Origin of the sequence: Clostridium sp. (genome assembly GCF_051278035.1) — a bacterium.
Lineage (GTDB): Bacteria > Bacillota > Clostridia > Clostridiales > Clostridiaceae > Clostridium_AD.
The window spans coordinates 1-26,554 of record NZ_JBNMNU010000046.1 but is presented as its reverse complement, the minus strand read 5'-3'; the positions used below and the strand labels follow the sequence as shown (position 1 = coordinate 26,554).

Annotated in this window: 28 protein-coding genes; 25 read left to right on the top strand and 3 right to left on the bottom strand. The window is 31.4% G+C overall.

Features of this window, described 5'->3' with window-relative positions; translation table 11 throughout:
• From ACJAX4_RS09010 to ACJAX4_RS08965, 10 genes are all read left to right on the top strand, one after another.
• A partial coding sequence (locus ACJAX4_RS09010; RefSeq protein ID WP_435789127.1) for a peptide deformylase occupies positions 1-97 on the top strand: 97 nt, incomplete at its 5' end.
• Position 98: 1 nt separating this feature from the next.
• The gene (gene fmt / locus ACJAX4_RS09005) at positions 99-1,028 is read left to right on the top strand and encodes a methionyl-tRNA formyltransferase (RefSeq protein WP_435789125.1); all 930 of its coding nucleotides are present in this window, start codon (positions 99-101) and stop codon (positions 1,026-1,028) included.
• Positions 1,029-1,097: 69 nt separating this feature from the next.
• On the top strand, positions 1,098-2,429 hold the full coding sequence (gene rsmB, locus ACJAX4_RS09000; protein ID WP_435789124.1) for a 16S rRNA (cytosine(967)-C(5))-methyltransferase RsmB: 1,332 nt from the start codon (positions 1,098-1,100) through the stop codon (positions 2,427-2,429).
• 8 nt (positions 2,430-2,437) lie between these two features.
• Positions 2,438-3,484 (top strand): 23S rRNA (adenine(2503)-C(2))-methyltransferase RlmN, encoded by a 1,047-nt coding sequence (rlmN, locus tag ACJAX4_RS08995; RefSeq protein ID WP_435789123.1) that lies wholly within the window; start codon positions 2,438-2,440, stop codon positions 3,482-3,484.
• A gap of 2 nt (positions 3,485-3,486) precedes the next feature.
• Positions 3,487-4,233: a Stp1/IreP family PP2C-type Ser/Thr phosphatase gene (locus ACJAX4_RS08990; RefSeq protein WP_435789122.1), complete on the top strand. Its 747-nt coding sequence runs from the start codon at positions 3,487-3,489 to the stop codon at positions 4,231-4,233.
• Positions 4,208-6,115 (top strand): Stk1 family PASTA domain-containing Ser/Thr kinase, encoded by a 1,908-nt coding sequence (gene pknB / locus ACJAX4_RS08985; protein WP_435789121.1) that lies wholly within the window; start codon positions 4,208-4,210, stop codon positions 6,113-6,115. Before ACJAX4_RS08990 ends, pknB begins: the two co-directional genes overlap by 26 nt.
• A gap of 81 nt (positions 6,116-6,196) precedes the next feature.
• Entirely contained in the window at positions 6,197-7,066 is an 870-nt protein-coding gene (gene rsgA / locus ACJAX4_RS08980) for a ribosome small subunit-dependent GTPase A (protein ID WP_435789120.1), read from the top strand.
• On the top strand, positions 7,063-7,713 hold the full coding sequence (gene rpe / locus ACJAX4_RS08975; protein WP_435789119.1) for a ribulose-phosphate 3-epimerase: 651 nt from the start codon (positions 7,063-7,065) through the stop codon (positions 7,711-7,713). Before rsgA ends, rpe begins: the two co-directional genes overlap by 4 nt.
• A 1-nt stretch (position 7,714) precedes the next feature.
• Positions 7,715-8,350 (top strand): thiamine diphosphokinase, encoded by a 636-nt coding sequence (locus ACJAX4_RS08970; RefSeq protein WP_435789118.1) that lies wholly within the window; start codon positions 7,715-7,717, stop codon positions 8,348-8,350.
• 142 nt (positions 8,351-8,492) lie between these two features.
• Positions 8,493-8,663: a hypothetical protein gene (locus ACJAX4_RS08965; RefSeq protein ID WP_291641317.1), complete on the top strand. Its 171-nt coding sequence runs from the start codon at positions 8,493-8,495 to the stop codon at positions 8,661-8,663.
• Positions 8,664-8,819: 156 nt separating this feature from the next.
• Here the strand turns inward: ACJAX4_RS08965 and rpmB are convergent, their stop codons facing one another.
• On the bottom strand, positions 8,820-9,011 hold the full coding sequence (gene rpmB, locus ACJAX4_RS08960) for a 50S ribosomal protein L28 (RefSeq protein WP_291641315.1): 192 nt from the start codon (positions 9,009-9,011) through the stop codon (positions 8,820-8,822).
• A gap of 194 nt (positions 9,012-9,205) precedes the next feature.
• On the opposite strand from rpmB, the gene ACJAX4_RS08955 reads away from it, so the two are divergent.
• The 6 genes from ACJAX4_RS08955 (at position 9,206) to ACJAX4_RS08930 (ending at position 14,998) form a co-directional block, all read left to right on the top strand.
• Complete coding sequence (locus ACJAX4_RS08955; RefSeq protein ID WP_435789117.1) at positions 9,206-9,556, top strand: Asp23/Gls24 family envelope stress response protein; 351 nt, start codon at positions 9,206-9,208, stop codon at positions 9,554-9,556.
• Positions 9,557-9,569: 13 nt separating this feature from the next.
• Positions 9,570-11,213 carry a DAK2 domain-containing protein gene (locus ACJAX4_RS08950; protein WP_435789116.1) on the top strand — a complete coding sequence of 548 codons (1,644 nt, stop codon included), beginning with the start codon at positions 9,570-9,572 and terminating at the stop codon, positions 11,211-11,213.
• 58 nt (positions 11,214-11,271) lie between these two features.
• Complete coding sequence (recG, locus tag ACJAX4_RS08945) at positions 11,272-13,308, top strand: ATP-dependent DNA helicase RecG (RefSeq protein ID WP_435789115.1); 2,037 nt, start codon at positions 11,272-11,274, stop codon at positions 13,306-13,308.
• A gap of 75 nt (positions 13,309-13,383) precedes the next feature.
• The gene (gene rsmD / locus ACJAX4_RS08940) at positions 13,384-13,941 is read left to right on the top strand and encodes a 16S rRNA (guanine(966)-N(2))-methyltransferase RsmD (protein WP_435789114.1); all 558 of its coding nucleotides are present in this window, start codon (positions 13,384-13,386) and stop codon (positions 13,939-13,941) included.
• A gap of 39 nt (positions 13,942-13,980) precedes the next feature.
• Complete coding sequence (coaD, locus tag ACJAX4_RS08935; protein ID WP_435789113.1) at positions 13,981-14,463, top strand: pantetheine-phosphate adenylyltransferase; 483 nt, start codon at positions 13,981-13,983, stop codon at positions 14,461-14,463.
• A 10-nt stretch (positions 14,464-14,473) separates the two neighbouring features.
• Positions 14,474-14,998 carry an ATPase gene (locus ACJAX4_RS08930; protein WP_435789112.1) on the top strand — a complete coding sequence of 175 codons (525 nt, stop codon included), beginning with the start codon at positions 14,474-14,476 and terminating at the stop codon, positions 14,996-14,998.
• Here ACJAX4_RS08930 and ylbJ read toward each other — a convergent pair.
• Together ylbJ and ACJAX4_RS08920 are read right to left on the bottom strand one after the other, a co-directional pair.
• The gene (gene ylbJ, locus ACJAX4_RS08925; protein WP_435789111.1) at positions 14,981-16,153 is read right to left on the bottom strand and encodes a sporulation integral membrane protein YlbJ; all 1,173 of its coding nucleotides are present in this window, start codon (positions 16,151-16,153) and stop codon (positions 14,981-14,983) included. The two genes, ACJAX4_RS08930 and ylbJ, sit on opposite strands and share 18 nt — an antisense overlap.
• A 115-nt stretch (positions 16,154-16,268) precedes the next feature.
• Positions 16,269-17,492 carry a nucleotidyltransferase gene (locus ACJAX4_RS08920; protein ID WP_435789110.1) on the bottom strand — a complete coding sequence of 408 codons (1,224 nt, stop codon included), beginning with the start codon at positions 17,490-17,492 and terminating at the stop codon, positions 16,269-16,271.
• A gap of 197 nt (positions 17,493-17,689) precedes the next feature.
• On the opposite strand from ACJAX4_RS08920, the gene pta reads away from it, so the two are divergent.
• The 9 genes from pta to smc all read left to right on the top strand — a co-directional run.
• Complete coding sequence (gene pta / locus ACJAX4_RS08915; protein WP_435789109.1) at positions 17,690-18,691, top strand: phosphate acetyltransferase; 1,002 nt, start codon at positions 17,690-17,692, stop codon at positions 18,689-18,691.
• Between the two features lie 48 nt (positions 18,692-18,739).
• The gene (locus ACJAX4_RS08910; RefSeq protein ID WP_435789108.1) at positions 18,740-19,933 is read left to right on the top strand and encodes an acetate/propionate family kinase; all 1,194 of its coding nucleotides are present in this window, start codon (positions 18,740-18,742) and stop codon (positions 19,931-19,933) included.
• Between the two features lie 206 nt (positions 19,934-20,139).
• Positions 20,140-20,640: a YceD family protein gene (locus tag ACJAX4_RS08905; RefSeq protein WP_435789107.1), complete on the top strand. Its 501-nt coding sequence runs from the start codon at positions 20,140-20,142 to the stop codon at positions 20,638-20,640.
• A gap of 12 nt (positions 20,641-20,652) precedes the next feature.
• On the top strand, positions 20,653-20,838 hold the full coding sequence (gene rpmF, locus ACJAX4_RS08900) for a 50S ribosomal protein L32 (protein ID WP_291641753.1): 186 nt from the start codon (positions 20,653-20,655) through the stop codon (positions 20,836-20,838).
• 142 nt (positions 20,839-20,980) lie between these two features.
• Positions 20,981-21,994 (top strand): phosphate acyltransferase PlsX, encoded by a 1,014-nt coding sequence (gene plsX / locus ACJAX4_RS08895; protein WP_435789106.1) that lies wholly within the window; start codon positions 20,981-20,983, stop codon positions 21,992-21,994.
• 30 nt (positions 21,995-22,024) lie between these two features.
• Entirely contained in the window at positions 22,025-22,258 is a 234-nt protein-coding gene (gene acpP, locus ACJAX4_RS08890) for an acyl carrier protein (protein ID WP_435789126.1), read from the top strand.
• A 136-nt stretch (positions 22,259-22,394) separates the two neighbouring features.
• On the top strand, positions 22,395-23,096 hold the full coding sequence (gene rnc / locus ACJAX4_RS08885; RefSeq protein WP_435789105.1) for a ribonuclease III: 702 nt from the start codon (positions 22,395-22,397) through the stop codon (positions 23,094-23,096).
• Positions 23,089-24,174 carry an elongator complex protein 3 gene (locus tag ACJAX4_RS08880; RefSeq protein WP_435789104.1) on the top strand — a complete coding sequence of 362 codons (1,086 nt, stop codon included), beginning with the start codon at positions 23,089-23,091 and terminating at the stop codon, positions 24,172-24,174. Before rnc ends, ACJAX4_RS08880 begins: the two co-directional genes overlap by 8 nt.
• 188 nt (positions 24,175-24,362) lie before the next feature.
• Positions 24,363-26,554 (top strand): chromosome segregation protein SMC (gene smc / locus ACJAX4_RS08875; RefSeq protein WP_435789103.1); only part of this gene is annotated, 2,192 nt, incomplete at its 3' end.

Sequence of the window (26,554 nt, the reverse complement as noted above, 5' to 3'; positions counted from 1 at the left end):
TGGTGAAGGTCTTCTTGCAAGGGCGCTTTGCCATGAAATTGATCATTTAGATGGTATATTATTTATAGACAAAGTCGTGGAAGGTGAGGGAGAATAATATGAAGATAATTTTTATGGGCACACCAGAATTTTCTGTTCCATCACTTCAGGCGCTTATAGACGAATTTGAAGTATCAGAAGTTTTCACTCAGCCGGATAGACCAAAAGGTAGGGGGAAAAATCTAGCCATGTCGCCGGTTAAACAGTTGGCTATTTCCTATAATATACCGGTGCATCAGCCTCTAAAGCTTAGAAATAATGAGGAAATGATAAAAGTAATTAAAAATTCAAAACCTGATTTTATTGTAGTAGTAGCATTTGGTCAGATTCTCCCGAAGGAAATATTGGATATTCCCAAATATGGATGTATAAATTTACATGCATCACTACTACCCAAATATAGAGGGGCGGCTCCTATAAATTGGTGTATAATTGAGGGCGAGTGTAAAAGTGGAAATACGACTATGTTTATGGATGTTGGCCTTGATACAGGGGACATACTCTTAAAAGAGGAAGTTGAACTTAATAATTCTATTACAGCAGGTGAACTTACTAATATTCTTATGAATAGTGGTGGAGAATTATTAATTAAAACTATAAATGGTATAGTTAATGGCGAGATTGAGCAAATTAAACAGGAGAATGAATACAGTTCCTATGCATCTATGCTAGATAAAAAATTGGCTAAGATAGATTGGAAGCGAAGCAATGTGGATATTAATAATTTAATAAGAGGATTAAATCCATCGCTGATGGCATATACTCTTTATGAAGACAAGGTAATGAAAATTTATAAGTCAAGAGTAATAAACGAGGAATCAAATAAAGAAAATGGAAGCATTATAGAGGTTTCAAAAGATGGAATAAAAGTCGCAACTGGAAGTGGTGTTCTACTTATCGAAGAGATACAATTTCCGGGCAAAAAGCCATTAAAAGTAAGAGATTATATTGTTGGAAATAAGATAAATGAAAGTGTGATTTTAGAGTAAAAAAGAGGTATATAAACTTCTTCTTATAGGCCGCAACAGATAAAAATTAAAGAAAATTGAGGTAAAGTTATGAACAATAGTAGACTCTTAGCAATTGTAGTTGTTGAAAAAGTATTGAATGAAAATGCTTATTCTAATATAGTTTTAGGAATGGAACTTAACAAATCTGACTTAAATGATAAAGATAAAGCACTAGTTACAGAAATAGTTTATGGAACACTAAAATATAAATACACTATAGACAAAATATTGTGTAACTATGTTAAAAAAGGCATAGATAAGTTAGATAGTTTCGTTCTAAATATACTAAGAATATCAATTTATCAAATTAGGTTCTTAGATAAAGTACCAAGCTTTGCAGCCGTTAATGAGGCTGTAAACTTAACTAAAAAGAAGTGTAATTTAGGAGCATCTAAACTTGTTAATGCTGTACTTAGAAATTATCTAAGAGAAACAAGTGCAAAGTACTATAATGTGGACGATGAGATTGAAAGATTATGCTTTGAATATTCCTTCACTAAGTCATTAGTTAAGCTTTTTATTAGGCAATATGGGGCGTTGTGTACTGAGGAAATTCTTAAAGGATTAAATTATAAACCAGATGTTACAGTTAGGGTTAATACTCTGAAATTAACTTATGAAGAAATATGGGAAAAGCTTATAGAAAATGGCTATAATATAGAGAAAGGGAATGTAGCACCTGAGGCAATACGTATTATTAGAGGGAAAAATATTGAGAATAACCTTTTATTTAATGAGGGGTACATAACTGTCCAGGACGAGAGCGCAATGCTTACAGCACCTTCTATGGATTTGAAACCAGATCAAGTGGTCTTGGATCTTTGTAGTGCACCAGGGGGAAAGACAACACATATTGCAGAGATTATGAGAAATTCAGGTCACATTTATGCATATGATATACATAAAAATAAGCTTTCATTAATTCAGGAAAATATAAAAAGAATTGGAATTACAAATACAACTTGTGATGTTATTGATGCTACGGTATACACAGAGCCTTTATTTGAATGTGCAGATAGGGTGCTTATAGATGTACCTTGTTCCGGGCTTGGGATTATTAGAAAAAAACCTGAAATTAAGTGGAGTAAACACATAAATAATATAAAAAGTATAATAGAGACACAAAGAAAAATAATGGAGAATGCTTCAAAATACCTAAAAAAAGGTGGCGTAATGGTATATTCAACTTGTACCCTTAATAAAGAAGAAAATGAAGAGAATATAGAGTGGTTTATAGAAACGCATCCTGAATTTAAAATTGAACCAGTATTTTTTGGAGAATTGGATAATATAAGATATAATGACAGTGGGTATATTACTATATTACCCAATCAGTACATGGATGGATTTTTCATAGCCAAAATCATAAGGTCTCGGTAGGTGTATAAATGATAAATATTTTAGACTTAAACATAGTGGAACTTAAAGAGTGGATGAAAAATAGTGGAGAGAGTCAATTTAGAGCTAAGCAAGTTCTAGAATGGATTTACAAGGGTATTTGGAATTTTGAAGATATGAGTAATATTTCAGATAGTACAAAAGAAAAACTTCAAAGTAACTTTTGTATAAAAATACCTGAACTTATTTCTGAATATAAATCAAAACAAAGCGATACAATAAAATATCTGTTTGCACTTGAGGATGGTAATTTAATTGAATGCGTTGTTATGAAATATAAACATGGAAATTCTATCTGTATATCTACACAAGTTGGATGCAGGATGGGATGCAACTTTTGTGCCTCTACAATTGGAGGACTTATTAGAAATCTAACGCCCGGAGAAATGTTATCCCAGATAATGAAAGCACAGGAGCTAATCTCCGAGAGAATTTCTAATGTGGTATTAATGGGAAGTGGGGAGCCTTTTGATAATTTTGATAATGTTATGAAATTTCTTGATATTGTAAATTCAGAGGACGGGTTAAATATTGGCCAAAGGCATATAACTATTTCTACCTGTGGAATTGTTCCTAAAATTATAGAGTTTGCAGATATCAACATTCAAACAACGCTTGCTATTTCATTGCACGCAGCTACGGATGAAATTAGAATGAAAAGTATGCCAATTGCGAACAAATACTCTATAGCAGAAATTATTGAAGCATGTAAATATTACATAAAGAAGACCAATCGAAGAATATCTTTTGAATATGCACTTGTAAGGGACGTAAATGACAGCAAGAAGGATGCAGAAAAGTTAAGTCTGTTATTAAAGGGAATGTTATGCCATGTTAATTTAATTCCAATCAATGAAATAAAAGAAAATAGATTTAAAAGATCTTTAAATGAAAATGTTTCAGAATTTAAGATGGTACTCGATAATAATAATATTCAGACAACAATAAGGAGAGAAATGGGCTTAGATATTAATGCGGCATGTGGACAACTTAGAGTAAGCCACATTAAAAGCGAAAACAATAATAAGGGGGTATAACAATGCTGGGGATTTTATCTGATGTCGGAAATGTTAGAAAAACAAATGAAGACTCAGTAGGTTATTTTGAATGTAATGATATTGCCATCTATGCTGTAGCAGACGGCATGGGCGGACACAATGCAGGAGAGGTAGCAAGTGATCTTGCTATAAATTTTATAATAGAATATATAAAGGAAAATCACAGTAATTTAGATATGGAACAAGTGATTTCTGAAGGTATAAAATCTGCCAATGATAAAATTTATGATATGGCAAGTGGTGATGAATCCCTTAAAGGTATGGGAACAACTATAACAATGTGCATAATAAAACAAAATAAAATGGTTGTTGCAAATGTAGGAGATAGTAGTTGTTACATTGTTAATAATGAAAGAAAATTAATAAAAATAACAAAAGATCATTCACTGGTACAACAGCTTTTAGATAATGGTACTATAACAGAGGAAAAAGCTAGAAATCATCCAAACAAAAATATTATTACAAGAGCCCTTGGAACAAATGAGTCAGTGGAAGTGGATTTATTTGAAGTTGATTTGACAAGTGTAATTAAATGCATTTTGTGTACGGATGGTCTTACTAACGATGTGACTTGTGATGAGATGTGGAATATTATTATGGAAAATGATAATGATTCTAGCTGCAAAGCGTTAGTGGATTTAAGTAAATCTATGGGGGGGAGAGATAACATATCAGTTATCGTATTCGAAGGAGGTTGCACAGATGATAGGAAGAGTACTGGGGAGTAGATATGAGCTACTTGAAAAAATCGGGGAAGGTGGAATGGCAATAGTTTATAAAGCTAAGTGTCGTTTACTTAACCGTTTTGTTGCTGTAAAAATACTTAAAGAAGAATTTTCAAATAATATAGATTTTATGGAAAAGTTTAAAAGAGAAGCAGCATCTGTAGCTAGTCTTTCATCAAATAACATAGTTAATATATACGATGTTGGACATGAAGGGGATATTAACTATATAGTAATGGAGTATATAAAGGGTAAAACCTTAAAACAAATTATTCTCCAAAATGGTAGCCTGGATTCGAGTCTAGTAATAGACTATGGTATGCAAATTGCAAAAGCACTTGAGTGTGCTCACAAAAATAACATTATACATAGGGATATTAAACCTCACAATATTTTAATAACTGAAGATGGAACAGTTAAAGTTACAGACTTTGGTATAGCAAAAGCTGCTAGTTCTGTAACTATGACTAACACTAGCACTGTAATGGGATCAGCTCATTATTTTTCGCCAGAACAAGCTAAAGGAAGTTTTGTGGATTTTAGGACAGACATATATTCCTTCGGAATAGTACTTTTTGAGATGACAACAGGTAGAGTTCCGTATGACGCAGAAAGTCCCGTATCGGTGGCTTTAAAGCATATACAGGAACCAGTTGTGCCACCTAAAAATATAAATGATAGTATTCCTCAAAATTTAAATAAATTAATAGTTAAAGCTATAGAAAAGGAACCTATAAAGAGGTACCAAACTGCTAATGAAATGTATTTAGATTTACAAAGGATACAAAGTAATAGCGCTTATGCTATAGCAACTAATAACAATGAAAATGAGTACACTAGAGTTATGGCACCTGTAAACGTAGCTGACTATGAAAATGAATCTGATTTAAAGAATAGGAAACCAAACGTAAATAAGAAAAACAAAACAAAGATAATAATATCTCTTGCAATAATTATGCTTCTTGTTCTAGGTAGCATCACAGGTATAATATATAAAAATATATTTGCCGGAAATGACAAGGAAAAAGAAGTTTCGCAGCAAATATTAGTGCCTAAAATTATTGGTTTAGATGAGCATGCGGCAAAACAGCTAGTTGAAGGAGAGAATTTGATTTTCACGGTAACCGAAGGAATAAATAGCGATAAACCTGAAGGCTCGGTGGTAGAATGTTATCCAGACGAAGGAACAGAAGCAATTAATGGAGAAGTAAGGGTTAAGACTAGTAAAGGGCCTGAAAGGATTAAAGTACCTTATGTCAAAGGATTTGATCAAATTTCCGCTAAAACTATGATTGAACAAAGAGGGCTATTGCTGAACAATATTACTGAGGATTTTAGTGATTCCAAAGCTGTCGGACTAGTAATAAGCCAAGACCCAGTTCAAGATACTTTAGTTTCAAAAGGTGATAAAGTAAATATAGTAATAAGTAAAGGAGCAAAAGTTATTTTGACAGTGGTTCCAAACTTAATTGATTTATCTGTAAGTGAAGCAGAACGATCACTTCAAAGTTCAAATCTAGTTCTGGGAAATAAAGAGAAAATTGAAACAGAAGACAAAGATCTAGAAGGCAAAATATTAGATCAAAATATTCCAGCAAATACTGAAGTTAAAGAAGGAAGCACAGTAAGTGTTAGTTATTATGTTTATATAGAGGCAGTAAAAGAACAGTATACAGTTCCAAACTTTATAGGAAATGGAACAACAACTGTTAAACAGGCAAGAGAGATAGCAGTAGCAGAAGACATAACCATAAAAGTAACTGGTAAAGATGAAGATATTATTGATTCTCAGGATAAAGCGGCGGGGACTATGGCTGATGTTGGAGATGCTATAACTTTAACTTCTAAGGTAGTTGTACCAGAAGTAAAATCTGAAATACCTTAAAACAATCAAAAGAACAAGGGATTAAAAGCGATATAAAATTTATTTTAAAATACTAAATAAAAGATAAATGATGGAGGATATATGCAAGGAGTAATTACAAAGGGTATAGGTGGACTTTATTTTGTGAAAGTGGAAGACAAAGTGATAGAATGCAAGGCAAGAGGGAAGTTCAGGTATACCGGACTTTCCCCTGTTATTGGTGATAAAGTGGAAATAATGTTAGAGTCGGATGTTAGTAAAGGTGTAATAGAAAAAATTTTTCCAAGAGAAACTGAGATGATACGACCAGTTGTTGCTAATGTCACTCAAGCTTTTGTAGTTTTTTCTTTTAAACAGCCTAATATTAATATGGATTTATTAAATAAATTTTTAGTGCTTTGTGAACACTATAGATTAAAGATAGTTCTTTGTTTAAATAAGTTAGATTTAGCTCCGAAAGTTGATGAAGAACTTATAAAAGAACTTAAAAGTGTGGGTTGCGATATAATATTATTAAAAGCATTAGAGGGGGAAGGACTCCAAGAGCTTAAGACAAGAATAACAAATAATATTTCTGTTTTTTGTGGTCCCTCTGGAGTGGGTAAGTCAACTATATTAAATAGTTTGATTGGAAGAGAAGCTATGAAAACTGGGGATATAAGTAAAAAATCACAAAAGGGTAAGCACACAACAAGGCACAGTGAACTTATTGAATATGAACAAGGATTTTTGCTAGATACCCCGGGGTTTTCATCTTTAAGTTTAGATTTTATAGATAAAGAACAGTTACAGTATTGTTTTCCTGAATTTGAAAAACATACAAGTGAGTGCAGGTTTTCAAATTGTATGCATTATAAAGAACCTAATTGTAAGGTTAAGGAAGCGGTAGAAGCGAGTGAAATTTATACCAATAGGTATAAATTCTATATAAAAACATTAGAAGAAATTATTGCTAGGGGGAATAACAAATGATTAAAATAGCACCATCTATACTTTCAGCTGATTTTTCAAGACTAGGAGAGCATATTAGAGAGCTAGAGGACTTCGGTGCTGATATGATTCATATTGATGTAATGGATGGGATGTTTGTACCTAATATTTCTTTCGGAATTCCTGTTATTAAGAGCATTAGAAAACTAACAAAATTGCCATTTGATGTACATCTTATGATTGAAGAGCCTTCAAGGTTTGTAGAAGACTTTGCAGATGCAGGAGCTGACATCATAACTGTTCATTATGAGGCTGATAGACATATTGATAGAACTATTAATTACATAAAAAGTTTTGGGATTAAAGCAGGAGTTGCATTAAACCCTGCTACGCCTGTAGACACAATTAAGCATCTAATAAGTAATGTTGATATGGTACTTATTATGACAGTAAACCCCGGCTTTGGTGGTCAAAAATATATTAAGTACTGTGCGGATAAAATAAAAGAAGTTAGAGCGCTTTCTAACAAATATAACAGTAAGCTTATGATTCAAGTAGATGGCGGAATTGATGGAACTAATATTTCAGAAGTTGTAAACAGTGGTGCTAATGTAATTGTAGCTGGATCAGCTGTTTTCAAAAATGATGAAATTGAGAAAAATATAAAAGTTTTAAAAGCAGGAATTTAACATGAAGGTTGTTATAGTATCAGGAGGGAAACCACCTTCTAAGGAACTTCTTACAAAAAAAATCAGGTTCGATACATTTTTAATTGCAGCGGACAGTGGTGCTAATTGCCTTTATGAATATAATATCATGCCTCATTTACTGCTAGGAGATTTTGATTCTATTAATAAAAAAGTATTAGATTATTTTGAAAAAAACAATTGTATTATAGATATTTATCCTAAAGAAAAGGATTTTTCTGATACGGAAATTGCAGTTAAAAAAGCAATAAGCATGAAACCAAGTGAAATAGTATTACTAGGGTGTACGGGAACAAGAGTTGACCATTTACTCGGAAATATTGGTATGCTTAAAATTTGCATGGAACATGGCGTTTATGCCTATATTGTGGACGAATACAATGATATTAGGTTATCTAACACCACAACTTCATTAAATGGCGTAGTAGGCCAAATTTTCTCGGTGCAAGCTTATGGAGATGAAGTAATTGGGTTAACTATTGAAGGTGCAAAATATCCGCTGAATAATTATAATTTAAAAATTGGCGAGAGTGTAACTATTTCAAATGAGTTTGTATCAACTCTGGTTAAACTTAAATTTAAAGCTGGAACACTTATGATAATATTATCATGTGATTAATATTTATATAAAAACATAATTCATTATTAGAAAAGTATATATTATGCCAGATGAAGGTGTAATAATATACTTTCTTTTTTTGTATCATTAGGGATAGTAAATCATATAATAGTATTGGAATACTTTGGGAGGGGAACAACTTATGAGAAGGCATTATAAGCGTTTAGGAAATCAGCTTGGAGTAATTGTTACCTGCGTAGGAATAGGGGTTATATCAGTAGTATTAGTTCCATTCTGGTTGTGGCTAATTGCAGCGGGAGGAGGAATAGTTTACTGTGGCTTTACTATAATGAATCACAATAATCATTGTTAGTGATATGTATTTAACTTTTGGGAGGGAATAGAAATGAAAATTATGGCTATCAAATTGCCGAGATTTCTGTCACGAATCATTAATTTTATTTTGAGAAGATAACATAGAAATATAGAATAAAAAATGCAGCATATAGCTGCATTTTTAATTTCATAATTATATTGCACGTTGTACTTTACCAGAACGAAGACATCTAGTACAAACATGAATAGATTTAGGCGTTCCGCTAACTATAGCTTTAACTTTTTGAATATTTGGAGCCCATTTTCTTTTTGACTCACGATGTGAGTGACTGTATTGGCTACCTGAAATAACACCTTTATTACATATATCGCATTTTCTTGACAATGAAAACACCTCCTTAAGCCTACGAAGAATAATCTTCTCGATTCAAACACAAATTATTGTAACATAAATTAGACTAATCTTGCAAGTGAAATACAAATTTAAAAGTATTTTAAGTAATTATAAAAACAATTTTCTTGAATAAATTAGTATTATAATATAAAATAATCTATATAGCGGTATAAGGAGGAGTTACAATGAAAGGTAATATTATGAAAGATAATGGAACTATATATTATTCAGAGGAGGCTTTAGCTAACATAGTTGGCATTTCTACTATGGAATGTTATGGAGTTGTTGGCATGGCATTAAAAGACGCTAAGGATGGGTTTTGGCAGTTAATTAAGAGTGATGGTTTAAATAGAGGTGTTAAAATCCATTCTAAGGAGAATCAACTATTTATTGAATTATATATAATAGTTGCATATGGTACAAAAATCTCTATAATAGCAAATAATATAATTAAAAAAATAAAATATAATGTTGAAAATTATACTGGACTGACAGTTGCATCAATAACAGTAAACGTCCAAGGTGTAAGGGTCTAAGGAGGTATTGATAGTGGAACACTTAAAAATTAACGGACAACAATTCCGGAATATGTTAATAAACGCATCTAATAGATTAGAAGCAGAAAAAGAATATGTGAATGCACTAAATGTATTTCCAGTGCCAGATGGAGATACAGGTACTAATATGTCAATGACATTTAAAGCAGCGGTTTGTGAAATTGAAGAGATGACAACTGAGTCTATTTCTGAGATATCGCAAAAACTAGCTAGAGGCGCGCTTATGGGCGCAAGGGGCAATTCAGGAGTAATACTATCACAGATATTTAGAGGCATTGGTAAGGGGCTTGAGGGTCTTTGCGAAGCGACTGCAGAAGAATTTGCTAAGAGCATATTAGAAGGTGCTAATTATGCATATAAGGCTGTAATGAGGCCCACTGAAGGAACTATTTTAACTATCATTAGAGCTGCTGGTCATAGTGCAGTTGATAATAAAACATCTAGCGTAGTTACACTTATGCAGGATATATGCAAGGATAGTAAAATTATGCTGGATAAAACTCCAGATATGCTTCCGGCATTAAAACAAGCGAATGTAGTTGATGCAGGCGGAATGGGACTTCTAATACTATTTAAAGGTATGTATGAATGCTTAAATAGTAATATGCAAGCTACGATAAATAAACTGCAAACCCCAAGTTCTGAACCAGAAATAGTATCACCTGGAGCATCAGGTATGCCAGTTCATATAGAATTTGGGTATTGCACTGAACTTTTAGTTATAGCTGAAGATGTTGATACAAATAAATTAAAGAGTTATTTAGAAAAAATTGGAGACTCAATGGTTGTGGTTGCACAGGATGAATTTCTTAAAATTCATATACACACAAATGATCCTGGGCTAGTACTTTCAAAAGCGGTAACACTAGGAGAACTTTCTAAAGTTAAAATTGAAAATATGAGAGAACAACATAAAAATTTATTAGGCCTTAATTATGAAGAAATTGTTGAAACTGAAGCAGAACATATTGCCCAAAATAAAAAATATGGATTTATATCTGTTGCACTAGGCGAAGGTATTAAAAACATTTTTGAAGATTTAGGTGTGGATGTTGTAATACAAGGCGGTCAAACTATGAATCCAAGTATCCAGGACATATTAGATGGTATAAATAAAATTAATGCAGAAAACATATTTGTATTACCAAACAATAAGAATATAATTATGGCAGCATTACAAGCGGCCGAACTGTCAGATAAAAATGTGATAGTTATTCCTTCTAAAACTATACCTCAAGGAGTAACGGCTGTAACAATGTTTAACGCAGAGGTCAGCGTAGAGGAAAATGAAAATACATTAAAAGAAGCAATTAAAAATGTTGCAACAGCTTCTGTAACATTTGCTGTTAAGGATACTGAGTCAGATGGTAAGATGATAAAAGAAGGAAATATTTTAGGATTAGTTGAGCAAAACATTAAAGAGGTTGGAACAGATATTTATAAAGTCTGTGAATTAATTATAGACAGTATGATCACCGAGGATAGCGAGCTCATTACAATTTTCTATGGAGAAGACTGTAATTCAAGTGAAGTTTCGGATTTCATTTCTGAGCTTGAACTTAAATATCCAGATATAGACATTCAACATTATGATGGAAAACAACCATTATACTATTTTATTGCTTCAGTAGAATAAAAGCCCTAGGGCTTTTTTTTCTTATATAATTTAAAATCTTATTTTTGGAGTGGTATTTGTGGAAATTTATAGCGATATAAAATATATAAAAGGCGTCGGACCTAAAATGGCTGAAATTTTAAATAAGTGTGGAATTTTTAATGTGTTAGATCTGCTATTGTATTTCCCGCGAGATTATGAACAGGTGTCAGTAGGGAAAAGCATTTTAGAATGCGTTGCAAGTGAAAAAATAATTGTAGAGTGTACTGTTTTAGATATATTAAGAGACCTTAGATTAAAAAATAATAAAACTCTTTCTACAATAGTTTTTTCTCAAGATGGAAACAAATTCAAGGGCAAATGGTTTAATCAAACTTATGCAAAAAATAGTTTTAAAATATCTAATAAATACATAATTACAGGTAAAGTGGATAAATTCAGGGAAGAAATTACAATTATGAATCCCAAAATAGTAAAAAACACTTCAATGGATACAAATACAATTATAGCTGTGTACCCGCTTAAAAATAATATTACTAATAGCTTTTTTAATAAAATCATATCAGATGTGCTTTGTAACGTTGAAATAACAGAGAATTTACCGCAGTGGATACTTGAAAAATATAAGTTTTGTTCTCTAGATGAGGCTACTCGAAATATTCATAGCCCTAAAAATTTACAACTTCTAAATGAATCAAAAAGGAGGCTTAAATTTCAAGAACTATTCAATTATTCATTAAAAATATTGATGCTTAAAGAATTTATAAAATTTCATAATGAAGGCATTGTGTTTAAAATAGCTCCAGAACTTATTATTCTAAAGAAGCTACTCCCTTTTGAGCTAACGAGTGCACAAAGTAAAGTTGTAAGGGAAATACTGATAGATCAAAAGAAGGATAGAGGTATGAACAGACTTTTACAAGGAGACGTTGGAAGTGGTAAAACTATAGTTGCTATAATTACTATGTTTAATGTGGTGAAAAATGGTTACCAAACTGCGCTTATGGCACCAACTGAAATATTAGCAAAGCAACATTACGAAGAAATTAAAAAGGTTTTAAATGATTTTCCGCTTGAAATACAGATATTAAGTGGAAGCACATCACCAAAAAATAAAAAAATAATTAAAGAGAAGCTAAGAAACGGAAATATTGATATAATTATTGGAACGCACGCACTTATCGAAGATAATGTAGAATTTAATAATTTAGGAATGATTGTTACTGATGAGCAGCATCGTTTTGGAGTATCGCAAAGAAATAGATTTTCTAATAAAGGTAAAAGTATAGATATACTTGTAATGACAGCTACTCCTATCCCAAGAACTTTATCATTATATTTATATGGTGATTTAGATGTATCTATTATAGACGAATTGCCACCAGGAAGACAGAAGATTGATACGTCTTATGAAAGTATGGGATCTAGCGGACATGTGTATGAGTTTGCACTAAGTGAAATCAATAAGGGAAGGCAAGTTTACATCGTTTGTCCGCTTGTAGAGGAAAATGAAGAAATGAAGCTCAGCTCAGTCCAAGTGCTTTATGAAGAATTAAAAGAAAAATATTTCAGCAATATAGAAATAGGAATGATATATGGTAAAATGAATGGTAAACTTAAAATTGAAATTATGGAAAAATTCAAAAATGGAGAGATTAAGGCATTGATTTCAACTACTGTAATTGAAGTGGGGGTAAATGTACCTAATGCTACAATTATGATAATTGAAAACTCAGAAAGATTTGGGCTTGCACAACTCCATCAACTTAGAGGAAGAGTAGGAAGAGGCGAACATAAGTCCTATTGTATACTGCTGGCTAAAATAACAAGTAGCATAGTGAAAAGAAGACTAGATATACTTATAAAAAGTAATGATGGTTTTTTTATAGCTGAAGAAGATTTAAAGACTAGAGGTGGGGGAGAGTTATTTGGATTTAGGCAACATGGTGAATCAGGTTTAATTTTAGCTGATGTAATTGAAGATATTAATATTTTTAAATTAGCAAATAGTGAGGCGAAAAAATTAATAGAAAGCGATGACAGCGAAGACAAAAAGATAAAAAACAAAATAATAGAAAAAATAGAACAAAGTTCTAATTATATATGTTTTAATTAAGGGGAATATCTTTGTATAAATTACGTATATATGATAAAATATTATGAAAACTGGCTTAAATGGAGGAATAGACATATGAGAATTATTGCAGGAAGTGCAAGAGGAAGAAAGATAATATCCCCTATTGGTATGGGAACGCGCCCTACATTAGATAGAATAAAAGAATCCATGTTTAGTATAATACAAAATAAAATAAGAGGTTCCATTGTGGTTGATATGTTTTCGGGCACCGGTAGTTTAGGTCTTGAGGCGGCAAGTAGAGGAGCTGACATGTGTTATTTAATTGATATGGGGGATACTACATTTGAAATGTTACAAAACAATGTAGATAATCTAAAGTTTAGTGAAAAATGTAAATGTTTTAAAGGTGATACATATAAATATATGCAACAGTTTGCAGATGATAAAATGGTATTTGATTTAATTTTCATAGATCCACCATATGCAAAAGACATGATTCCACCAGCCATTGAAATTATTGCGACAAATGGGCTTTTAAGTAAAGATGGACTTATTGTTTGTAAAATAGATTCTGCAGAAGAAGTATATCAAGGGAACTCTATTATTAACCTTTCTGACTTGAGAAAATATGGTAATACTACCGTGCTGATTTACGAATATAAGGAAAGTTAATAATTATTAAATTTACTAAAGGAAAAGTGGAGGCATAACATGAAAAAAGCAATTTGCCCTGGAAGTTTCGATCCAATAACCAACGGACATTTAGATATTATTGAGAGGGCGTCTAGAGTCTTTGATGAATTAATTGTAGGAGTACTAGTTAATCCAGAGAAAGAAAATCTCTTTTCTGCTGATGAGAGAGTACTGCAAATAAAAAAACTAGTGAAAGAATTGCCCAATGTAAAAGTTAAAAAGTTTAGTGGCTTACTTGTCAATCTAATGAATGAAGAAGGCGCTGGGGTTATTATAAAAGGCCTTAGGGCTGTTTCGGATTTTGAATATGAGTATCAAATGGCATCAATGAATAATAAATTGGATCCAAGTAAAGAAACTATGTTTATGATGACAAAAGCAGAATATTCATATCTAAGTTCTTCATCAGTTAAACAGGTTGCAATGTTTGGTGGTTGTATTAAAGGATTAGTACCAGATGAAATTATTCCGGATATTATTAGGAAAATGAATTCTAAATAGGGGGATAAGTATGGATGTTATAAAGCTTTTAGATTATCTACAAGAAATTATAGAGAGCTCGTCTAAAATACCTGTTACGGGTAAGGCAGTTATAAACAAAAGAGAAATATTAGATATAATTGATCAAATTATAAATCATATGCCAGATGAGTTTAAGAAGGCGGAGTGGATCTGTGATGAAAAAGAGCGGATTCTTGTTGATGCTAAAAATCAAGCAAAGATTTTTGAGGAAGAGACTATTGACAAAATAAAAAGAAGAGTTGAAAAGCAAGACTTAGTTAAAGAAGCTCAAATAAGAGCTGAAGAAATTATTGCCGCAGCTCAAAGAGATGGTAAAATTATGCGCCTGGGTGCTAAAGACTATGCAGATGAAATATTATCTCAATTAGACAAAGAAATAGAAGCAAAAGGACAGCAAATGGCACATAATATTAAAGAGGATGTTCAAGAGTTCCTAATCTCAATTCAGGGACAAGTTACAAGCACAACAACTTCAATAAGAGAAAATGTAAAAGAACTAAGAAGTATGAAATAGTTTAATTAAATTTGCAAGAAATATGGGGATAATAAAAGTAAGCAAAATAATAATATATAAATTACTATTGCTATATATACTACTGTTATTGAAGGTTAAAATAGAAGTGGTATTTAGGAATACATAGTATAAAATTATTGATAAAGTTGAAGAAATTATTGCTTGAATAAATTTTCGGACCACGTATTTTTTCATTGATACATTATATTTATATGTATAACTATAAACCTGGGATATAATAGACAAACCACTAAAAGCAATTAAAAAACTTAGTACTGGAAGTTTTACAATTAGACTTGAATTACTAGATGATATTAAATTGCAACCATTAGTTACCTCTAGCATTCCGAGGATTAAACCTTCTATAAAATCGTTAGAAAAGCCAAGAATTAAAGAAAGCTTATTAAGGACAATGTGAAATATGACATTGTCTTTTATTATTCCAGTAATTACTGAGAATACTACTATGAAACCACCTATGTTTAAGGAGTTCTTTATGGCATCTTCAATACTGTTTTTAAATGTTATACCAAAATTTATATTTGTGTTTGGGTGTTTTTGAGAGTTATTGCTCATGACTTTACCAAAGGTATTCTTTGATGGAAGAATAAACCCCATAAATATGCAGGATAAAATATTAGCAAGTAACAATATATAGCCTATTTTATTACTTGACATCATAGAAGCACCTACAGTACCTATAATAAATAGGGGACTTGCATTAGATGCAATATTAAGCAATCTTTCGCAGGTATTTAAGTCTATTATTTTCTTTTCATACAAATCGCAAGTATACCGTGCGCCCAAAGGATAACCACAAAGCACACTTACTATGAGTGCGATAGTAGATTCCTTTGGCAGTTTTAGAGGTTTACAAATTAGGTTGCCTAGGAGTTTAGAATAAATATTAATACCATCGTAGTTTATTATAATATTTATTAGAACTAAAAATGGGAAAAGCGAAGGGAAAACTGCGTTGAAAAATAATTTTGCTCCAGATATAGTGTAGCGAATACAGATATTTGGGTTAAGTATCATCTGAAGAATAACAATAGAACAAATTATTGTTATTAAAAGATTTATCTTTAAAGTTTTTAATAGTTTAAATAATAAAAATATTATAGAAATTAATAATATAACTAATAGTAACTTCAAGTCTAAACCCCTTTTTAATAGTATTCAATTAAATATATTTTAAAGTATGTAGACTTATGTACTTTAAATAATAATTTTTAATATAATATCTGTTAAGGGGGAGTAGACTTTATCTTTAATCTACAATTATAGGCGATATTAGATAATCACTATTATAAGTTAAACTATTATTTATAAGGCTGTAAGCTCCTGTAGATTGAATATCTAACTTTAAGGTTTCGCAAATATTTTTAGGAATTTTAGTATATAGTGGAATGCTACTGTTAGATTTTATAGATTTTAGAATTGATTTTCCCTTAGAGTTAAAACCTAAAACACGCGCATAAGGGCAAGGCATTGCTCTTAATTTTTTTGTGTCGAAGTCATCAAATCCTATAAAGTATTGACATAAGATTCTACTAAGCCTTGTGTAAGTATACCGTCTGCTTTTCATATCTTCTAGCGCACTAGAGTAGCTTATGTTGTTTTGCAGGGATTTGATAATCTTATTATGTAGACCCTCAGACACATCTGGTAAGTTCACTAAAGAGTTTTTTGATGTTAGACATTTGTATTTTATGTAAGGAAACATGGCATCTTCAAATGTAAATTTATAATTATTAGTGTACAAATTTTGGATTTCAGCTAATACCGAATTTGGAACGTGCCCTTTGAGTTTATTCACTGAGCCGTTTTCTTTCATAAACTTTCTTATAGCAGTAGCACTTGAAAATTCTGTCTGTAAATCATCACTATTAAAAGAGGCTCCTTCTCTTTTTAATGTGTATGGAGTAATAGAGCTATTTAATTTAATTAAGCTTTTACAGTATTCAATACCTAGTATGTTGTTAGAGGAATTTAAAAAATCATGAAATAATGTGCTTGACATGCGGCTCTTTGAATTTATTAAATAATCATAAAGTGCATTAGCTCTAGCAGTAGGGTAACCTATTCCCTTAGATAGATAAGTTTTTAATAATAATTTAAAAGCAATAGGTTCATTAGACAATATGTTGGAGATACTATTTATATCGTAAATATCACCATGCTCAGAGCCAAAGCAAACACTATCCACTACTCCTAAGCTATTTAAAAGACTCATAGCGCCATACGAAAAAAATTCTGCTGAAGATACACTGTAAATAGTTGGTAGCTCTATTACTAGATCTACTCCACTGTTTAAAGCCATCTTAGTTTTTGTCCATTTGTCCACAGTAGACGGGATTCCACGTTGAGCAAAATTTCCGCTCATAACACTAATAAGGACATCACTATTTGTGAGATCTTTTGTTTTATTGATATGATATAAGTGCCCGTTATGTAATGGGTTATACTCAACAATTATACCGGAAATATTCATTGAATCACCTCCTAACAGCTATTATATAATATAAAACAAATAAATAAAAGCACGTATATTGAGAGGTAAAAAAATAGAAGCAATATTCGTAATATTATATAAACAAAGCATTTTACGTTTTTTGTTGAAATGTATAGTGAAAAAGGAGTATATTGATAGTGTACACAAGTCAATAATAACAGAGAGGAGAAACAAGAATGACATTTATAGAAAAGATATGTAAAAGAGCACAAAAAGATATAAAGAGAATTGTACTTCCAGAAGGGGAAGAAGAAAGAACTATAAAAGCTAGTGAAACAATTAATAAAAATTCAATAGCTAAGGTTATATTGGTAGGTAATAAAAGTGCAATACAAAAAAAAGCAGCTGAACTCGAGGTTGATATTTCTGGAGTAGAAATTGTGGATCCAGCTACTTCTGAAAAAACTGATGCTTATGCAAAGGAATTTTTTGAATTAAGAAAACACAAAGGAATGACTGTAGAAAAAGCATCGGAGACAGTAAAGGATACAATGTATTTTGGAACAATGATGGTTAAAATGGGAGACGCTGATGGATTAGTATCAGGAGCAATACATGCTACAGGGGATTTACTAAGACCTGGAATGCAAATCATTAAAACTGCACCAGGAATTAAGGTTGTTTCAAGTTTCTTTATAATGGAATTACCAAACAATGAATATGGAGAAGATGGACTGCTTTTATTTGCAGATTGCGCAGTTAATCCAAATCCTAACTCAGAGGAATTAGCTTCTATAGCTATAAGTACTGCAGAAAATGCAAAACTTTTATGTAAATTTGAACCTAAGGTTGCAATGCTATCTTTTTCATCCATGGGAAGTGCGAAGCATGAATTAGTTGATAAAGTAGTAAAAGCTACCGAAATTGCAAAAAATGCTAGACCAGACTTACAAATTGATGGTGAGCTTCAGTTAGATGCAGCTATTGTACCAAGTATAGGAAAATTAAAAGCACCAAGTAGTGCTGTAGCTGGAAATGCAAATGTTTTAGTGTTCCCAGATTTACAATCTGGAAATATTGGATACAAATTAGTTCAAAGATTTGCAAAAGCACAAGCTATTGGACCTGTAAGTCAAGGATTTGCAAAGCCTATAAATGATTTATCAAGAGGATGCAGTGTAGAAGATATAGTTAATGTTGTTGCAGTAACAGCAGTTCAAGCTCAAATTCAAAAATAGTTTTATACAATAAATATTTAAATACATAAGATTTAGGAGGCGAATTCAATGAAAATACTTGTTATAAATTGTGGAAGCTCATCGTTAAAATATCAATTGATAAACATGGAAAATGAAGAATGTTTAGCAATTGGATTAGTAGAAAGAATAGATATAGAAGGATCAAAATTAACTCAAAAGGCTAAGGGTGAAAAATATATAATTGAGCAGCCAATGAAAGACCATACAGATGCCATTAGATTAGTACTTGGAGCGCTTGTAGACGTAGAGCATGGTGTTATTAAAGAATTATCAGAAATAGGTGCTGTGGGACATAGAATCGTTCATGGCGGAGAAAAATATGCAGGATCAGTTATAGTTACTGATGAAGTAATGAAAAACCTAGAAGAATGTTCAAAACTTGCACCACTTCACAACCCAGCTAATATAATTGGAATTAATGCTTGTAGTGCTTTAATGCCGAATATTCCAATGGTAGCTGTATTTGATACCGCATTTCATCAAACAATGCCAGAAGTTGCATATATATACCCACTTCCATATGAGCTTTATACAGAAAATAGCATTAGAAAATATGGATTCCATGGTACATCTCATGACTATGTTTCAACTAAAGCTGCAGAAATGATGGGTAAGGATATAAAAGATTTAAAATTAATTACTTGTCACTTAGGAAATGGAGCAAGTATTTGTGCGGTACAAAATGGTAAATCAGTAGAAACAAGTATGGGATTTACTCCACTTGAAGGAATAGCTATGGGAACTAGGTGTGGAAGTATAGACCCAGCTATATTAATATATATAATGCAAGAATTAAACTTAACAATTGATGAAGTAAATGATATGATGAATAAAAAATCTGGAGTACTAGGAATATCCGGAATAAGCAGTGACTTTAGAGATATAGAAACAGCTGCATGGGAAGATGGGAATCATAGAGCTCAGTTAGCACTTGATGTATTTACTTATAAAGTTAAGAAATTCATAGGTTCTTATGCTGCAGTAATGGGTGGCGTAGATGCTATTATATTTACAGCTGGACTTGGTGAAAACTCTCCAGAAACAAGAGAAACTATTTGTGAAGGGTTGGAATTTTTGGGAGCGGTTTTAGATAAAGCTAAAAATAAGGTTCGTGGAAAATCTGTAGAAATAAATACAGAAGATTCTAAAACTAAAATATTTGTTATACCAACTAATGAAGAATTAGTAATTGCAAGAGATACTGAATCTTTAATAAAATAAATCATTGCTAATTTCTATGATAAATAATTCTTGACTTTTTACTCCATTCTTTATATAATAGTCTGTGTTTGATGTAAGTAAAAAAGAATTTAGTTAGGAGGGACATGAAGCTTTGCTCGAGCTGTATAATTTCATTATACAATGTATAAAGATTTTTTTTATATGAGAAAAAACTAAATGGTATTTGGTTTTTCAGAGTGGATATTATGGTAATAGATGTTTCAGAAATATTTGGTAATAAAAACAGAAGGAAAGAAATTCATTTAGATTTTCAAAAGGATAAGTTTTGGTATGATAATGAGTTTATACAATTCTCTAAACCGGTTGTGCTAAATTTGATTTTCGATCCTATTGATCATGAAATGGAGTTAACTGGAAGTATTGAGACAGAACTGTTACTTGAGTGTTCTAGATGTCTTGAGACCTTTTCACATTCAATAAATATTGAATTTAATGAAAGATTGTCGAAAACTCTACATAGCGAAGATGAGGATATTATTTTTATTAAAGATGATAGATTAGATTTAAATGAGATTGTGGAAAATAATATCATTTCAATGTTGCCTATAAAAAAACTTTGCAATAAAGATTGTAAAGGGTTATGTCATCAGTGTGGAATTAATTTAAATCATAATACATGCAAATGTGAAATTGATGATATTGATCCAAGATTTGCAAAGTTAAAAAATATGTTTTCAACTGATTAAGGAGGTGTTACAATGGGAAATCCAGCTAGAAAATTTTCTAAAGGTAGAAGAGATTCTCGAAGAGCGCAAACATTTAAACTTGGTTTACCAGGAATAGTTGAGTGTCCTCAGTGTCACGATATGAAACTTGCTCACAGAGTATGTAAAAACTGTGGATATTACAAAAATAGAGAAGTTATTGCAATGGAAGCAAAATAAAAAGAAAGTCGAAAGACTTTCTTTTTATTTTTTTAGTAAATTATATTCAACATGATATTAATAATACTAGGAATACTTGCACATTATAGTATATAATATAAATATATATATTTATATGGCAAATTCAAAGTGAGGGTTTAAAATGGTAGTTGTTGTAGATGGAATGGGTGGAGATTTTTCTCCGGATGCTGTGGTTTGTGGTTGCGTTGAAGCTATTAAAGAATATGATATAGATATTCTAATAACTGGCCCTTATGATTTGATTAAAGAGGAGTTGGATAAGTACAACTATGATCCTAATAAAATAAAAATCATTGATGCTAAAGAAGTTATTAGCACGAGTGAGCATCCAGTTATGGCTATTAAACGAAAAAAAGATTCTAGCCTCGTAAAAGCACTGAATCTTGTGAAAGGTGGAGAAGCAGATGCTGTTATATCTGCTGGAAGTTCTGGTGCTTTTTTAGCAGGATGTACTCTTATAGTAGGAAGAATAAAAGGAATAGATAGACCAGCTTTAGCACCTGTGATGCCTGGAAAAAAAGGGCCTTTTATGATAATTGACTGTGGAGCTAATGCAGAGTGTAAACCACATTATTTAGTACAATTCGGACTTATGGGTAAAACCTATTTTGAAAATATTCTAAAAATAAATAACCCATCTGTAGGCATTGTGAACATAGGGACTGAAGAAGAGAAGGGTAATGAACTTTCCAAGTCAGCTCATCAACTATTGAAGGTGGCAAATTTAAATTTCGTTGGCAATGTGGAAGCTAGAGAAATCCCAACGGGGGATATTAATGTGCTTGTTTGCGATGGTTTTGTAGGAAATGTAATTTTGAAACTATATGAAGGTGCAGTTGCTAATATATTTGATATATTAAAAACAGGCATAATGAGCTCTTTTAGAACTAAGCTTGGGGGAATGTTACTAAAACCAGTATTCAAAAAGTTTAAGAAAGATTTTGACTATAAAGAATATGGTGGAGCTGCTTTTTTAGGAGTGAATGGAATTTGTATAAAAGCACATGGTAGTTCAGATGCTAAAGCTTTTAAAAATGCCATAAAACAGGCTACAATATTTTATGATAATAAGGTTGTAGATAAATTGAAATTAGAAATAGAAAAGCTAGCTGTGCAAGAAAAAGCTAATAGTTAATAGTTAATAAGAAATAAAGGAGGTGAAGATATAATGTTTGAAAAAATCAGAACCACTATAGCATCACAATTAAGCATCGATGAAGAAGAAATAAAAATGGAATCATCTTTTATGAATAATTTAGGCGCGGATTCTCTTGATATTGTAGAGCTTATAATGGCACTTGAAGAAGAGTACGATATAGAAATTCCTGACGAAGATGTTGAGAAAATCACCACAGTGGGTGATGTAGTAGAATATATTAAAGGCCATTCTGAAGAATAATAAAAGACCCGCATTACAGCGGGCCTTTAACTTTTTGGAGTTTATTTTTGAATTTACTACTATTTTGAATTTACTACTGTTTTGAAGTAAGTTGAATAATAAACTTGAATAATTTTTATTAAAAGGAGCAATTATTATGAAGAGTAATATAAACTTACAACAATTAGAGGAAAAACTAGGATTGAATTTTAGTGATAAGGAGTTACTAAAAGTGGCAATAACTCATAGTTCCTATGCGAATCAAAAAAGAAAGGTCGAATTCAACGAAAGACTTGAATTTTTGGGGGATTCTGTATTGCAACTTATAATATCTGAATACTTATACTGTCATTTTACTGAAAAGCCTGAAGGATATCTAAGTAAAATCAGGTCTCTAATTGTTTGTGAAAATTCATTGTGTGATATCGGAAATGAATGGGAACTTGGAATGTATATGAACATGAGCAAAGGTGAAGAAATTACCGGGGGTAGAAATAGAGTTTCAATATTGGCAGATTGTGTAGAAGCAATAATAGCTGCTATATACTTGGACAAAGGAATAGAATATTCTAAGACCTTTATACTTAATAATTTTAGTGGGACAATTGAGAAAGCTGTTAGCAATGAGGTTATTTTAGATTATAAGACTAAGATTCAAGAAAAATTACAGCAAAATGGAGAACTGGATATTAGTTATGAACTTGTGAAATTTGAGGGACCACCACACAAAAGAAAGTTTTTCGTGGATTTATTAATAGATCAAAGCGTAAAAGGTTCAGGGCAAGGCTATAGTAAAAAAGAAGCAGAACAAAATGCAGCTAAAGAAGCTATTTCGAGGCAGGGGTGGTTGCATGAGTAATTTGCATTATATTATTCCGATTTTTGTTCCGCATGAAGGATGCCCACATGAATGTGTATTCTGTAATCAAAATAGCATAACGGGTACAAAAGAAAATGTTGATGCAATGTATGTTGAGAACACAATAAATGAATATTTAAAAACAATAAAAAGTAGTGATGCCGTTATTGAGGTGTCCTTCTTCGGTGGGACTTTTACAGCTATAAATATGGAAAAGCAAATAGAACTTTTAACTGTTGCTAAGAAATTTAAAGACAATAATAAAATAAAATTCATTAGGTTATCTACAAGACCGGATTATATTGATGATAATATTTTATTAAATCTTAAAAAATACTCTGTAGATATTATAGAACTTGGAGTTCAATCGTTGGATGCGCAGGTGTTATTAAAATCTGGAAGGGGGCATACTTCCCTAGATGTAAAAAATGCATCAAAACTTATTAAGAAGTATGGGTTTACTTTAGGACTACAAATTATGATAGGCCTACCTGGAGATGATATAAATAAGGATATAGACACAGCTAGAGGCGTTATTGCTCTTAAACCAGATAATTGTAGAATTTACCCTGCCCTTGTAATTAAAAATACACCAATGGAGAGCATGTATAAAAAAGGAACCTTTGTTCCGTATTCATTAAGTGAAGCGGTAAATATAAGCAAAATTATTTATATTATGATGATTGTAAGCAATGTAAATGTAATTAGAATAGGATTACAACCCACTGCGGAGATTTCCGAAGGTAATGACCTAGTCTCCGGACCATTTCATCCTGCATTTAGAGAACTTGTTGAGGGCAGTATATATAATGATTTGTTATACTATGTCATCACGAATAATGTAAATAGTAACATTACATTAAATAAGATTTTAGTAAAAATTAATCCCAAAGATATATCTAAACTTTACGCTAATGGTAAAAGCTTTTTTAATGAGATAAAAAAGCGAATAAATACAATTTGCATAGAGGTATCACAAGATAATTCTATACAACTGGGGAGCATTGGTGTATGCATAGGGAGTGAATATATTAGTATGACTATATATGAATATGCATCCATGAAGTATAAAGAATAGCTATAAATTGATATTTTCATGAAAATGATTTAAAATAGAGAATAGAATAAAATTCGAAATATGAGGTGAAGTATGAGTAGAAAAAAAAGAGCTAAAAACCAAAAGGTATTGATTTATACCATAGTAATAATTTTTACATTAAGTTTTGTATTGCCAATGTTATTTAGGTAAAATAGGAGAGTGTTTCCATGTTCTTAAAATCTATTGAAATTAGAGGATTTAAATCATTTGCAGATAAAACGGAATTAACATTCAAGAAGGGAATTACGGCAGTAGTAGGCCCTAATGGTAGTGGTAAAAGCAATATATCTGATGCTGTCAAATGGGTCCTCGGAGAACAGAGTGTTAAAAATCTACGGGGAGATAAAATGGAGGACGTGATATTCGCAGGCACACAGTTTAGAAAACCGGTTAGCCTTGCACAGGTTTCCCTTACTCTAGATAATAGTGACAGCATGCTGGATATCGATTACTCTAATGTCACCATATCCAGAAGATTATATCGCTCTGGGGAAAGTGATTATTTAATAAATAATACGTCTTGTAGATTAAAAGATGTTCAACAGCTTTTTATGGATACGGGTATTGGGAAAGAAGGATACTCAATTATTGGTCAAGGCAAAATTGATGCAATCTTAAGTGGGAAAACTGATGATAGAAGAAAACTATTTGAAGAGGCTGCAGGGATTGTAAAATTTAAGACAAGAAAAGAAGAAGCACAAAAGAGATTGGACAGTACAGAGAATAATATGGTTAGAATAAACGATATTTTAAGTACTTATGAAGAAAGATTAGAACCGTTAATGAAAGAAAGTGAAAAGGCTAAGAAGTTCTTAAAGTTCTTTGAAGAGTTAAAAAGCAAAGAAGTTAGTATTATTGTTGATTTTATAAATAAAGTTGAAGAAAATATGAAAACTTTACAGGGTCAATGTGCTAAATTAAATGTTGAAGTTATAAATTTTACAGATGAAAAAAATAGGGTGAGAATCGATAGCGAATACTGGAAGGACGAATTTGAAAAATTCGAAACTAAAAATCAGGAGGAAAAACAGGCATATTATAATAATAAGCTTATTTACCAAAATAATACTTCTGAAATAAATATTCAAAATGAGAGGATGCTAAATTTAGATAAAATCATCCATAAAACTTCAAATGATAGTGATGACATTCTTAAAAAGCTTCAAGTTGTTAAATCTAATTTGGGCAAACTCGAGGAGTCTTCTAATAATATAAAAAACACTCAAGTAGAAATACAAAAAAAAATTGGTAGTGAAGAGATAAAAATTCTAAACATTCAAGAAAACATAAAAGTTCAAAGTGATGAAGCTATAAATCTAAAAGAAGAAGAACAGTTTGTAATTGGAAGAAATATGGAGATTAGCAATAAATTATTAATTTCAAACAATAACATAGAAAGTGCCCAGAAAAGATTAGTTTTTTTAGTGAATACCATCGAAAATATTGATGGAGAAGTAAAAACAAATACTAGTACAAAAATAAATTATCAAAAACAAGTAGAACAAGTCAAAAGTAAAATAGTGGATTGTGAATTAGTGATTAATAAAAACGAGCAAAATCTCGATAAACTTCAAACCATTTTAGAAAACGACGAAACGATCATGAAAAACTGTAATATTAAAGTTAGTAAAACAGAAGCTAATTTTAACGTGCTGACAAGCCTAGAAAAAAAGTTTGAAGGCTATAACAAGTCGGTGAAAAATTTAATGGAGCATATAGATGCTCGTAAGGTAGGGAGTGTTTCTGAGTGTTTCATACTTGGAGAGGTTATAAAGGTTGAAAAAAGATTAGAGGTAGCAATAGAAATAGCCTTGGGTGGTTCTATATCACACATAATAACAAAAGATGAAATTGTAGCAAAAACATTAATCAATTATTTGAAGGGGCATAGTTTAGGAAGAGCAACATTTCTGCCTTTAAATATTATTAGAGGTAAAAAACTTAATATTTCAAATGAAACGATAAATCATATTGGTTTTGTTGGAATTGCAAGTGATCTTATAGCTTATGATGAGAAATTTAATGAGGTAATGATATCTATTTTAGGAAGGACAATTATATGTAGTGATATGGATTCAGCCTTGCAAATATCTAAAAACAATAATTTTAGATATAAAATTGTAACAATATCAGGAGAAGTGATAAACCAAGGCGGGTCTTTAACTGGTGGAAGCATATATTCAAAGACCTCTAGTATTATTGGTAGGAAAAGGGAAATACAGCAGTTGGCTGCGGATTTAGAAGTATTAAAAAATGAATCTATTGTCTACACACAGAAAATAAAACAATGTAGATCTGAAATGTTAAAATTAGATGAGGAAAACGTAAATACAAAGGATGAGGTCCATTTACAAAGCAT

Excerpts from the sequence above, each read along its gene's own strand:
- rlmN (WP_435789123.1), top strand. The coding sequence starts at position 2,438 with ATGATAAATATTTTAGACTTAAACATAGTGGAACTTAAAGAGTGGATG.
- rsmD (WP_435789114.1), top strand. The coding sequence starts at position 13,384 with ATGAGAATTATTGCAGGAAGTGCAAGAGGAAGAAAGATAATATCCCCT.
- rsgA (WP_435789120.1), top strand. The coding sequence starts at position 6,197 with ATGCAAGGAGTAATTACAAAGGGTATAGGTGGACTTTATTTTGTGAAA.
- plsX (WP_435789106.1), top strand. The coding sequence starts at position 20,981 with ATGGTAGTTGTTGTAGATGGAATGGGTGGAGATTTTTCTCCGGATGCT.
- ACJAX4_RS08880 (WP_435789104.1), top strand. The coding sequence starts at position 23,089 with ATGAGTAATTTGCATTATATTATTCCGATTTTTGTTCCGCATGAAGGA.
- fmt (WP_435789125.1), top strand. The coding sequence starts at position 99 with ATGAAGATAATTTTTATGGGCACACCAGAATTTTCTGTTCCATCACTT.
- ACJAX4_RS08930 (WP_435789112.1), top strand. The coding sequence starts at position 14,474 with ATGGATGTTATAAAGCTTTTAGATTATCTACAAGAAATTATAGAGAGC.
- pknB (WP_435789121.1), top strand. The coding sequence starts at position 4,208 with ATGATAGGAAGAGTACTGGGGAGTAGATATGAGCTACTTGAAAAAATC.
- ACJAX4_RS08955 (WP_435789117.1), top strand. The coding sequence starts at position 9,206 with ATGAAAGGTAATATTATGAAAGATAATGGAACTATATATTATTCAGAG.
- rsmB (WP_435789124.1), top strand. The coding sequence starts at position 1,098 with ATGAACAATAGTAGACTCTTAGCAATTGTAGTTGTTGAAAAAGTATTG.
- ACJAX4_RS08905 (WP_435789107.1), top strand. The coding sequence starts at position 20,140 with ATGGTAATAGATGTTTCAGAAATATTTGGTAATAAAAACAGAAGGAAA.
- pta (WP_435789109.1), top strand. The coding sequence starts at position 17,690 with ATGACATTTATAGAAAAGATATGTAAAAGAGCACAAAAAGATATAAAG.
- ACJAX4_RS08910 (WP_435789108.1), top strand. The coding sequence starts at position 18,740 with ATGAAAATACTTGTTATAAATTGTGGAAGCTCATCGTTAAAATATCAA.
- ACJAX4_RS08970 (WP_435789118.1), top strand. The coding sequence starts at position 7,715 with ATGAAGGTTGTTATAGTATCAGGAGGGAAACCACCTTCTAAGGAACTT.
- rnc (WP_435789105.1), top strand. The coding sequence starts at position 22,395 with ATGAAGAGTAATATAAACTTACAACAATTAGAGGAAAAACTAGGATTG.
- ACJAX4_RS08990 (WP_435789122.1), top strand. The coding sequence starts at position 3,487 with ATGCTGGGGATTTTATCTGATGTCGGAAATGTTAGAAAAACAAATGAA.
- ACJAX4_RS08965 (WP_291641317.1), top strand. The coding sequence starts at position 8,493 with ATGAGAAGGCATTATAAGCGTTTAGGAAATCAGCTTGGAGTAATTGTT.
- ACJAX4_RS08920 (WP_435789110.1), bottom strand. The coding sequence starts at position 17,492 with ATGAATATTTCCGGTATAATTGTTGAGTATAACCCATTACATAACGGG.
- coaD (WP_435789113.1), top strand. The coding sequence starts at position 13,981 with ATGAAAAAAGCAATTTGCCCTGGAAGTTTCGATCCAATAACCAACGGA.
- rpmF (WP_291641753.1), top strand. The coding sequence starts at position 20,653 with ATGGGAAATCCAGCTAGAAAATTTTCTAAAGGTAGAAGAGATTCTCGA.
- rpe (WP_435789119.1), top strand. The coding sequence starts at position 7,063 with ATGATTAAAATAGCACCATCTATACTTTCAGCTGATTTTTCAAGACTA.